Origin of the sequence: Streptomyces sp. NBC_01481 (assembly GCF_026339995.1) — a bacterium.
Taxonomy (GTDB): Bacteria; Actinomycetota; Actinomycetes; order Streptomycetales; family Streptomycetaceae; genus Streptomyces.
Genome location: NZ_JAPEPT010000012.1, coordinates 1 through 11,177, shown reverse-complemented (window position 1 = coordinate 11,177; position 11,177 = coordinate 1). Strand labels below are relative to the sequence as shown.

General features: G+C 70.5%; 7 protein-coding genes. 3 read left to right on the top strand and 4 right to left on the bottom strand.

The features are described 5' to 3' along the window. Positions 1 to 383 precede the first annotated feature (383 nt). A complete protein-coding gene (locus OOK40_RS35185) occupies positions 384 to 2,729 on the bottom strand; it encodes a glycoside hydrolase family 31 protein (protein ID WP_266489852.1) in 2,346 nt (781 codons plus the stop codon). 218 nt (positions 2,730 to 2,947) lie between these two features. On the opposite strand from OOK40_RS35185, the gene OOK40_RS35180 reads away from it, so the two are divergent. Continuing rightward, positions 2,948 to 4,936: an acetoacetate--CoA ligase gene (locus tag OOK40_RS35180; RefSeq protein WP_266489850.1), complete on the top strand. Its 1,989-nt coding sequence runs from the start codon at positions 2,948 to 2,950 to the stop codon at positions 4,934 to 4,936. A 46-nt stretch (positions 4,937 to 4,982) separates the two neighbouring features. On the opposite strand, the gene OOK40_RS35175 is transcribed toward OOK40_RS35180, so the two are convergent. Further along, a complete protein-coding gene (locus tag OOK40_RS35175; RefSeq protein WP_266489847.1) occupies positions 4,983 to 6,302 on the bottom strand; it encodes an aminotransferase class I/II-fold pyridoxal phosphate-dependent enzyme in 1,320 nt (439 codons plus the stop codon). A 149-nt stretch (positions 6,303 to 6,451) separates the two neighbouring features. Between OOK40_RS35175 and OOK40_RS35170 the strand changes: the two genes are divergently transcribed. Together OOK40_RS35170 and OOK40_RS35165 are read left to right on the top strand one after the other, a co-directional pair. After that, a complete protein-coding gene (locus OOK40_RS35170; protein ID WP_266489844.1) occupies positions 6,452 to 7,660 on the top strand; it encodes an MFS transporter in 1,209 nt (402 codons plus the stop codon). Positions 7,661 to 7,677: 17 nt separating this feature from the next. Then, a complete protein-coding gene (locus OOK40_RS35165; RefSeq protein ID WP_266489841.1) occupies positions 7,678 to 8,592 on the top strand; it encodes a hypothetical protein in 915 nt (304 codons plus the stop codon). Between the two features lie 73 nt (positions 8,593 to 8,665). Here the strand turns inward: OOK40_RS35165 and ptsP are convergent, their stop codons facing one another. Both ptsP and OOK40_RS35155 read right to left on the bottom strand, forming a co-directional pair. After that, positions 8,666 to 10,336 (bottom strand): phosphoenolpyruvate--protein phosphotransferase, encoded by a 1,671-nt coding sequence (gene ptsP / locus OOK40_RS35160; protein WP_266489839.1) that lies wholly within the window; start codon positions 10,334 to 10,336, stop codon positions 8,666 to 8,668. Between the two features lie 76 nt (positions 10,337 to 10,412). Then, positions 10,413 to 10,862: a PTS glucose transporter subunit IIA gene (locus OOK40_RS35155; protein WP_266489837.1), complete on the bottom strand. Its 450-nt coding sequence runs from the start codon at positions 10,860 to 10,862 to the stop codon at positions 10,413 to 10,415. Positions 10,863 to 11,177: the final 315 nt, after the last annotated feature.

Genomic DNA, 11,177 nt, shown 5'->3' with positions numbered 1-11,177 from the left:
TAACCGTGTTACCGTGGGAATGAATCCTTGTTTTCGCATTTATCGTGAAACGCTTTCGCGTTTTTCGTGCGCCGCTTCACCCGCGTTTCCAGCGTCCGTGGGGAGCGTGGGCCGGGGGCGTTGGTGGTTGCTCTCCGGTGGGTGGCTTCGCGGGCGAACCCCCGATTGGCGGCCAACACCGGGTGCCCAATCCAACGGCCCGATTGCCACCGACGCCGAGGAGTCGAGCCCGGAGGGGACCCGGAACCCGCACCGAACGGCACCGGGTACCCCCGAACCCCAAAGCCCACACAGTACGGACCAGGTACCCGCGAACCCCAAGACCCGCACCCCGCGGCACCGGGTACCCCCGAACCCCCAGACCTCCACCCCCGGCCCTGGCGCTACGCTCCCAACCCCCGCACCCTCATCCGCCACCTCGGCTGCGCCGACCCCCCGCCCTTCTGCTGCTTCACCACGACCTGCCCGTCCACCAGCCGTGTCGTGTACCGCTCCACCTCTGGCTGCTCCCAGCCGTCGCCCGGGTCCGCGACCACCAGGCCCCCACCCTCCGCCGGTGCCCAGACCTCCAGTTCCATCTCGCCGTCATCCCCCCGCACCGGGATCACCGAGCCACCCCGCGCCAGTACGGGGATACGCGACAGCGGCGCGTCCACCAGCACCTGACCCGGGCCGTCGTACGCCCGGCCCGTCGCCGTGTCGTACCACCGTCCCCTCGGCAGCCGCACCGCCCGCCGGTCCGTCCCCCGCTCCAGCACCGGTGCCACCAGCAGCGCGTCACCCAGCAAGAACGCGTCCTCGCAGTCGCGCAGCACCCGGTCCTCCGGGCAGCCCCACCACAGCGGCCGCGCATACGGCGCCCCGGTCAGCCGCGCCAGATGCGCGAGGGTGACGAAGTAGGGCCGCAGCCGCTCCCGTTCGGCCAGCGCGGCCCGCGCGTGCTCGAGGACCGTGGGCCCGAACTCCCACGGCTCCCTGCGCCCCGCGTCGATCGCCGCATGCGTACGGAACAGCGGCAGCAGCGCCCCCAGCTGGAACCAGCGCAGATACAGCTCCGGCGACGGACTGCCGTCGAAGCCCCCCACGTCCGGCCCGGAGTACGGCACCCCGCAGAGCCCAAGACCCAGCACCAGCGAGAGCGAGGCCCGCAACCCGGGCCAGCCGGTGGACACGTCACCGGACCAGGTGCCTCCGTACCGCTGCATGCCCGCCCAGCCGGAGCGCGAGAAGAGGAACGGCCGCTCGTCGGGACGCAGCCGCCGCAGCCCCTCGTACCCGGCACGAGCCATCGTGAGGCCGTAGAGGTTGTGGGCCTCGCGGTGATCGCCGCCCTGCCCGTCCAGCGCGTGCCGGGCGGACCGCGGCAGGGTCATGTCGCCGAAGGGCGTGAAGGACACGGGCTCGTTCATGTCGTGCCAGACGCCGGAGAAGCCCTGCGCGAGCCGCTCCTCGTACAGGTCTCCCCACCAACGGCGGGCCGCCGGATCGGTGAAGTCCGGATAGACGCTCTCGCCGGGCCAGACGACGCCACGGACCTCCTGGCCCGCCGCGTCCCGCACGAACACCCCCGCCGCCTCACCGCTGTCGTACACCGCGTTCCCGCGCTCCGCCTTCACCGCCGGATCGACGATGGACACCAGCCGCACCCCGTCGTCGCGCAGATCCTTCGCCATCCCCGGCAGATCGGGGAAGTGCTCGCGGTCGACGGTGAAGACCTGATGCGCGTCGTAGTGATCAATGTCGAGATGGACCGCGGACAGCGGCAGCTCGCGCTCCTGATAGCCCGCGACGATCCGCCGCACTTCCTGCCCGCTGCCGAACCCCCATCGCGCGTGCTGCGGGCCGAGAGCCCAGGACGGCGGCACCGCGGGCGCGCCGGTCAGCTGGGTCCAGCCGGCCAGTACGCGCGTGGGTGTTCCCACCACGACCCAGCAGCGCAGTGGCCCGCCCTCCATGCGCACCTCGCTGGTCCCCGGCCGGTCGTGCCCGGAACCCGCGCCCTCCTCGCCCTCCCGGAGGGTGACCCGCCCGTCCCAGGAGTTGTCGTGGAAGGCCAGATGGGTGCCCGCGTCGGCCACCACCAGCTGGACCGGCATGGTGATGTACAGCGGGTCGTCGCCGGGCTCGAAGCTGCCGCGCGGGTCGGTGTTCCACAGCCGGTACGAGCCGTCGCGCAGCCGCGGACCTGACGCCCGGCCGCCGAGCCCGAAGAAGCGCGCGTCCGCGGGCACTTCGGTCCGCTGCACCCATCGCGCGGGCCCGCCCCGCACCGGCTCCCACCAGCGCGGGGGCAGATCCCGGCGCAGTACGACACCTCCGGGCGTACGGATCTCCACGGCGCCGTGCCGGGAGACCTCCACCGTCACCCGCTCCGACACCACACGCCAGCCGCCGTCCTTGTCGGGCTCCAGCTCCGCCCGCGGGTCCGGCTCGGGAGGGGCACCGTCGAGGGCGTACGAGGGCTCGGGCTCGACGCCGTCCCAGCCCCAGAACACCGCGCCGCCGGCAGCCACCCGGATCCGCAGCTGAGAACGGGCGAACCGGACGATCCCGCCGCCCGGCAGTGGTTCGGCCCCGGTGACCGGCCCGGGCACTCTGGCCCGTTCCGCCCCTCTCGCCGGCAGCGCCCGGGCATCGGTCCGACGCTGCCGCCAGGCCGAGCGTGCCGCGCGCAGCCCCTGCATCGTTCCGAAGTTCCTCACCGAGCGCACCACACCACGACCGTCCATGCAGCTCAGCCTGCCATCCGGTCGCGGGTGTGCGGAGGTTTGTTCAACTCCCGTTCACCCGTGGTGGGAGCACATATTCCCTTGCCCGACCATGGGTGGGGAGCCCTGGTGCGAAAGACGATCACGTGGCATCGTCCGTGTCAGCCGTGTCACGCGCACACCCCGCTCGTGCGCGCGAGACACGCACACACCGCGTAGAGCCACCCCGGAGACGCCCCATGACCTCAGCAGCGAACCCTGCCCCTCTGTGGCAGCCGGACCCCGACCGCATCGCCGCCGCCCGGATCACCCGCTTCCAGGCATGGGCCGCCGAGCGCCACGGGGCCCCTGCCGAGGGCGGTTACGCGGCGCTGCACCGCTGGTCGATCGACGAGCTCGAAACCTTCTGGCAAGCGGTCGCCGAATGGTTCGACGTCCATTTCTCCACTCCGTACGAGCGCGTGCTGGCCGACCGGGCCATGCCCGGCGCCCGCTGGTTCCCCGGCGCCACGCTCAACTACGCCGAGCACGCCCTGCGCGCCGCCGAGGCGCGACCCCACGATCCCGCTCTCCTTCATGTGGACGAGACACATGAGCCGACCCCGATCAGCTGGTCCGAACTCCGCCGCCAGGTGGGCGCGCTCGCCGCCGAACTGCGCGCCCTCGGCGTACGCCCGGGGGACCGGGTCAGCGGCTATCTGCCCAACATCCCGCAGGCTGTCACCGCGCTGCTCGCCACCGCGGCGGTCGGAGCGGTGTGGACATCCTGCGCCCCCGACTTCGGCGCCCGCAGCGTCCTGGACCGCTTCCAGCAGGTCGAGCCGGTCGTCCTGTTCACGGTGGACGGCTACCGCTATGGCGGCAAGGAGCACGACCGTACCGACACGGTCGCCGAGCTGCGCCGCGAGCTCCCCACCCTGCGGGCGGTGATCCACATCCCGCTGCTCGGCACCGAGGCCCCCGAGGGCGCTCTCGACTGGTCGGCGGTCACGTCGGCGGACGTCGAGCCCGTCTTCGAGCAGGTCGCCTTCGACCACCCGCTGTGGGTCCTGTACTCCTCCGGCACGACCGGCCTGCCCAAGGCCATCGTCCAGTCGCAGGGCGGCATCCTGCTGGAGCACTTCAAGCAGATCGGCCTGCACTGCGACCTCGGCCCCGAGGACCGGTTCTTCTGGTACACCTCGACCGGCTGGATGATGTGGAACTTCCTCGTCTCCGGCCTGCTCACCGGTACGACGGTCGTCCTGTACGACGGCAGCCCGGGCTATCCCGACACCGCAGCCCAGTGGCGTATCGCCGAGCGCACCAAGGCCACGCTCTTCGGTACCTCCGCCGCGTACGTCATGGCCTGCGGCAAGGCAGAGGTCCACCCGTCGCGCGATTTCGACCTGTCCGCGGTCAAGTGCGTCGCGACGACCGGCTCGCCGCTCCCGCCCGACGGCTTCCGCTGGCTGCACGACGAGGTGGCGGGCGACCTGTGGATCGCCTCCGTCAGCGGCGGCACGGACGTCTGCAGCTGCTTCGCGGGCGCGGTGCCGACCCTGCCCGTTCACATCGGCGAACTCCAGGCGGCCTGCCTCGGCACAGACCTCCAGTCCTGGGACCTCCAGGGCAAGCCGCTCATCGGTGAGGTCGGCGAACTGGTGGTCACCAACCCCATGCCGTCCATGCCGATCCGCTTCTGGAACGACCCCGACGGCAGCCGCTACCGCGACAGCTACTTCGAGATGTTCCCGGGCGTCTGGCGGCACGGCGACTGGATCACCATCACCGATCACGGCTCCGTCGTCATCCACGGCCGCTCCGACTCGACGCTCAACCGCCAGGGCGTACGGATGGGCTCGGCCGACATCTACGAAGCCGTCGAACGCCTCCCCGAGATCCGCGAATCCCTGGTCATCGGCCTGGAGGAACCGGACGGCGGCTACTGGATGCCGCTCTTCGTCCACCTCGCCGACGGCGCCACTCTCGACGACGACCTGCGCGCCCGCATCAAGCGGACGATCCGCGAACAGCTCTCCCCGCGTCATGTCCCCGACGACATCATCGAGGTCCCGGGCGTCCCGCACACCCTCACGGGCAAGCGCATCGAGGTCCCCGTGAAGCGCCTGCTCCAGGGCACGCCCCTGACGAAGGCGGTCAACCCGGGCTCGGTCGACAACCTGGAACTGCTGCGCTTCTACGAGAACGTGGCCCGCACCCGCGGATCAGGCCCGTCTGCCGGGTGAGCCGGCCCGCCGGCTGAGGTGCTGGGCCTGGCCCGGCCGAAGGCCGCTACCCCCCGTACGTCGCCTCGGACTCGCCCAGCACTTCCGCGAAGTCCGAGGCGAGCCGTACCGCATCACTCGGCTCAAGGCCCGCTGTCGAGATCCGTACGCCCGGTCCCGAGGCGATCCGGAAGCGGAACCCGGCCGCGACCCACCAGCCCCTGGACCGCAGCCCGTTGACGACACCCGACTCGTCCACGACCGGCACCCACACATTCATCCCGCTCACCCCATGTGCGGCAATACCATGCGAGCCGAGCGCAGCCACCAGCGCCCGCCGCCGCTCTCCATAGGCCGTACGCGCCCTGTCCACCAGCCCCATCGTGTCCCCGTCGCTCATCAGGCCGAGTACGGTGCGCTGCAGCAGATGACTGATCCAGCCTGAGGTCAGCAGCAGCCGACCGTCGTGCCGCGCCAGCGTCGTCGGGTCGCATGCCGCCGCTGCCCACCGCAGATCCGTCCCCAGGAACTTGGTGACGGTCCGCACATGCGCCCAGCGTGAAAGCCCGCCCGCGGCAAGAGAGTTGAGCTCCGCGCCCGCGATGTCCGAGGCGTGATCGTTCTCGATCACCAGCACTTCGGGGGTCTCCCGCAACACCTCGACGAGCGCGTCGCGTCGACCGGCCGAGAAACATCCGCCGTACGGATTCTGGGCCCGCGGGCTGCACACGACCGCCCGCGCACCCGCCCGTACGGCCGCGGCAAGCGCCTCGGGACGCATGCCCTCGTCGTCCACCGGCACGGCCACCGACCGCAGGCCCAACGCCTGTACGAGATCCAGCAGGTGGTGGTAGCCGGGGTCCTCCATGGCCACCGTGTCGCCCGGCCGTAGCTCGGTGGACAGCAGTCGCGCCACACAGTCCAGCGCGCCGTGCGCGAAGGTGACGTGCTCGACCGGCACCCCATGGCCGCCGATCCAGGCCCGTACAGCCTCCTCCAGCTCCGGCAGACGCGGGGCCGAACGGTGCGAACGGGAACCGGGGGAGAGCTGCGCCGGTGGCAGCAGATCCGGCAGAAACGCCGGATCAGGGTGCCCGCCGGCCAGGTCCCGGAGGCCATCGGGCACCTTCGGAGGCCGCCGGGAAGCGACCGCGGGCGCGGCGGCGACCACAGTTCCGCCCCGCCCGCGCGTCACCACGACCCCGCGCTGCCGCAGCTCCTTGTACGCCGTGGCGACCGTCCCGGGGCTCACCCCGAGATCGTCCGCGAGCCGCCGCACCGGCGGCAGCGCGTCGCCGGGCCCCAAACCGCCGTCCGTCACAGCCCGTTCGACGGACGCGGCGATCCCCTTGGCGGTCGTACCACTGATCGAATATTGTGTTGCCACGTAATGAACTATGTACCGATACATAACTCGCGTCAAGGGGGGGACCGGTGAGCCTGCCGAAGAGCCGGGCAGCACTCGAAGACACACCCAAAGACACACCCAAAGACACACTCAAGAACCGCATCCCAGGCGGCCGTGACGGTCGCCGCATGCTTGCCATCACCATGGTCGACAAGACGGGCAACGGCCTGTGGACCGCCACGCAGGCCCTCTACTTCACCTACGTCACCGGCCTCTCCTTCACCGAAGTGGGCCTCCTCATCGCGCTGTCGGCCGGCGTCGGCATCGCCGGAGCACCGATCGCCGGCCGCATCGCCGACCGGCTGCCCGTCACCCGCGTCCTGATCGCCGCACAACTCCTGCGCGCCCTCGCCGGCCTGGCCCTGCTGACCACCGACCACTACGCCCTGCTGCTCGTCTGCGCGGCCTTCGCCAGCGTTGGCGACCGCGGCGCGAACGTCCTCACCAAGCTCTACGCCACCCGCATCACGGGCTCCCAGCGCGTTCGCTATCAGGCCCTGAACCGCACCGTCGGCAACACCGGCTTCGCCATCGGCGGCCTGGCCGCCGCAGCCGCGCTCGGCATCGGTACCACCGCCGCATATCAGTCTCTCCTCGTGGGCAACGCGATCAGCTCCCTCGCCGCGGCACTGCTCACCCTGCGCTGCGGTGACGCCCCTTCACCCTCGCGTGTCGTCACCGGCTCCGGCAGCGAGACGGTCCGGGTGAAGCCCGCGAACCCCTGGCGCGACCGCACCTATCTCCTGTATGTGGCCAGTGAGACGGTGCTCTTCCTGGACGACGCCGTCTTCATGGTCGGACTACCGCTCTGGATCGTGCACGCCACCGACGCTCCGCACGGCCTCGCCCCACTGCTCCTCGTACTGAACAACGTGATGGTCGTGGCCCTGCAGATCCCCATAGCCAAGTTCGGCGCCACGACGCGAACGGCACGGCGGCTGCTGGTCCCCCTCGCCGCCGCCTTCGCCGTCGGCACCCTCGCGATGAGCGCCTCCGCGGTCGGCAGCCGATGGCTCGCGATCACCGCCCTCGTCCTGGCCGCAGCCGCGCTCACCCTGGCGGAGATCATCCACGCCACCATCTCCTGGGAACTCTCTGTCGCCCTCGCCCCCGACGAAGCGCAGGGTGCCTACCTCGGAGTGCATGGAGTGGCCGCATCGGCCCAGCGCAGCGCGGGCCCATTGATCGTCACCGGCGTCATCGCCGCAGGCCCCGCAGGCTGGGTCCTGATGGGTGCCGGACTGGTCGCCACCTGCTTCGCGCAGAGCGGTCTCGTACGGAACAAGCTGCCAGAAGCCCCGTTGTCAGTGCCGTCGATTACGGTGAGTCACCAGTAATCGACACAGGGGGAGACATGGCAAACACCAAGCAGTCCACGCGCCGGCGCAACAAGACCACCGCATCCCTGCGCCGCACCCTCCGCCGCGAAGTGCCCAGCACCGTGGGCCTCATCGCCGACGAGTACGACTTCAGCGCGATGCGCCAGTACCGCACCTTCACTTTCGACGACCACCCCACGTACCTCCGGCAGATCGAGGCGCTGCTGAAAACCCTCGCCTCCCGGCAACTGCACACCACCGTCGGCCTCTTCGACCCCGAAGACTTCGCCGAGTACTGCACCGAAGCGAGCCTCGACCCCGACGCCGCCTTCAGCCGCAGCCGCTACACCGCCGCCATCGCGGCCCGCGGCGCCACCCTGGCGTACACCGGACAGCCGGTCACCAGCCTGCTGCCCCAGCTGATCAACAAGGCTGTGCGCCAGGCCACTTGGGAGTACGCGACGATGCTCCTTGCCGACCTCGGGAACTGCGCCGACTGCGGCCAGGACATCGGCCGTGCCGCGTTCGACCGGGCCACCCGCATCCTGATGAGCCTGCTCGAAGCGGCCGGACCGGGCAGCCACCACATGGTCTGCAGCATCCCCGCCCCCGACGAACAGCTCGTCGCCGTCCTCCATGCCGAGGGTGCCGCCGACGCACAGGCCCAGTTGGACGCCTCGGAGGGCGCGGAGTTCGTGACCGTCCTCGCCACGGGTATCGCCCTCGAAACGCCCGGGGGAGTAGTTCTGCGTACGAGCGCTGATGGCACCCCCGACCGCCTCCACGGCTGGCGGCTCCACGAGGGCAGCCTCGTCCCGCTCACCGCGGGCGAGGTCTTCAGCGCCTACTGCACCGACACCAACACCGGGGAGCCGCTGTCCCCGGAGCCCGGCGTCGAATACTGCGCGGGATTCGCCATCACCACCGACGACCCGGACAACCACCACTGAAACGCCGAAGGGGCTTCCTGCCGTTTCCGGCAGGAAGCCCCTTCGATCAGGCAATCGAGCCACGGCACACCGGCTACTCGCCGGAGAGCACCGCCTGCGCGGCGACCCGAGCCTCCTCAGCCGTGTCCGCGGCCCGCGCCGCGGCGGCAGCGCGCTCGCACTGCGCGAGCGTGTACTTCGCCAGCGTCGCGCGGACGTACGGAATCGACGCGGCACCCATCGACAGCGAGGTCACACCAAGACCGGTGAGCACACACGCGAGCAGCGGATCGGAGGCAGCCTCACCACAGACACCACAGCTCTTGCCCTCGGCCTTCGCGGCCTCGGCCGACAGCGCCACCAGGTCCAGCAGCGCAGGCTGCCACGGGTCCTGCAGACGCGACACCGCACCCACCTGACGGTCGGCGGCGAAGGTGTACTGCGCGAGGTCATTGGTGCCCAGCGACAGGAACTCCACCTCCTGCAGGATCGAGCGCGCCCGCAGCGCGGCGGACGGAATCTCCACCATCGCACCGAACTTCGCCTGCAGCCCGGCCTCGCGGCACGCGTCCGCGAACGCCTTCGCGTCGGTGCGGTCCGCCACCATCGGGGCCATCACCTCGAGGTAGACCGGCAGCCCGGCGACGGCCTTGGACAGCGCCGTCAACTGCGTACGCAGCACCTCCGGGTGATCCAGCAGGCTCCGCAGCCCGCGCACACCCAGCGCCGGATTCGGCTCGTCCGCCGGAGTCAGGAAGTCGAGCGGCTTGTCCGCACCGGCATCCAGCACCCGCACGACCACCCTGCCCTCGGGGAAGGCCTCGAGAACCTTGCGGTACGCCTCGACCTGCTTCTCCTCCGACGGCGCCTGCTTACTGTCGTCCAGGAAGAGGAACTCCGTACGGAACAGACCGACACCCTCGGCACCGGCCTCGACCGCGGCGGGCACATCGGCAGGCCCGCCGACATTGGCCAGCAGCGGCACCTTGTGCCCGTCGGACGTCGCTCCCGGCCCACTGGAAGCGGCCAGCGCCGCCTTCCGCTCCGCCGCCGCTCTTTCCAGCCGGCCCCGCTTCTCCTGGCTCGGCTCGACGAAAATCTCGCCAGTACTGCCGTCGACGGCGATGAGTGTGCCCTCGGCCAGCTCCTTGGCACCCGGCAGCGCCACCACGGCCGGCACCCCCAGCGCCCGCGCCAGAATCGCGCTGTGGCTGGTGGGCCCGCCCTCCTCGGTGACAAACCCGAGTACCAGCGCAGGATCGAGCAGCGCGGTGTCCGCGGGCGCGAGATCTCGCGCGATCAGTACATACGGCTCGTCGCTGTCCGGTACACCGGGCATCGGCACACCGAGCAGCCGCGCCACAATCCGGTTCCGCACGTCGTCCAGGTCCGCCACCCGACCGGCCATGTACTCACCGGCACCCGCGAGCATCTCCCGGTACATGGCGAACGCGTCGTACACACCGCGCTCGGCGGTGCTGCCGACGGCGATACGGCGCTCCACGTCGGCCATGAGCTCCGGGTCCTGCGCCATCATGGCCTGCGCCTCGAGCACGGCCTGCGCCTCGCCGCCCGCCAGATTGCCGCGGGCAATCAGGTCGGCAGCCACGGCCTCCACGGCCTTGCGGGCGCGCCCCTGTTCGCGCTCCGCGTCCTCGGGCCGAATCTGCTTGGCCGGCGGCTCCAGAACCGCCGTACCCATGTGCCGGACCTCGCCGATCGCCACACCATGGCTCACGCCGACGCCTCGCAGCGTTGTCTCCATTACACCCGTCTCCGATTGAGCGACGGCCCGTGCCGCCGCGGTGGATGTCCGACCAGCCGTCATTGCGACTCCGGCGTCACTGCCAGCCGAAGAGCGAGTCGCCGGCCTTGACGTCCCCGCCCTCACGGAGGTCGGAGAGGGAGTCGGCCGTGGCTTCGAGCGCAACGATGGGACAGATGGCGGACTTTCCGGCCTCTTCGACGGCCGACGGGTTCCAGCGCACCACTGCCTGCCCGCGCTGGACGGTGTCGCCCTTGTTGACGAGCAGTTCGAAGCCCTCGCCGTTGAGCTGGACGGTGTCGATGCCGAGGTGCGTCAGTACACCGTGCCCTTGGTCGTCGACGACGACGAAGGCGTGCGGGTGCAGGGAGACGATGATTCCGTCGACGGGGGCGACGGCCTCCGACGGCTCACGCACGGGGTCGATAGCGGTACCGGGACCGACCATCGCACCGGAGAAGACGGGGTCCGGCACGGCAGCGAGCCCGATGGCACGTCCGGCAATAGGGGACGTCACTGTGGTCATGGAGCCTCCCAGGGGCGGAGATTCGTACGGCGCCGTCCTTGCCTGTCCTGGACGACGCACTGTTCAGAAGGGTATGTCGCTGGATGTCCCAGTTACGCATGAGAGCTACCAGTTCGCGGACCTAGGGGCGCACCGGAAACGATTTGCCTCATCTCTCGGCGAGCTGTACTGTCGTACCCCTGCCTGACCCCAACGCGACATTGAGTCGGAGGTCGGCAGCACCTATCAAGCCGAGATACTAACTGGTCTAAACCTCTGCCTGCCCGCAGGGCGGTGGTCAGGAAGACCGAAAAAGCCTGATAGTGTACGGAAACA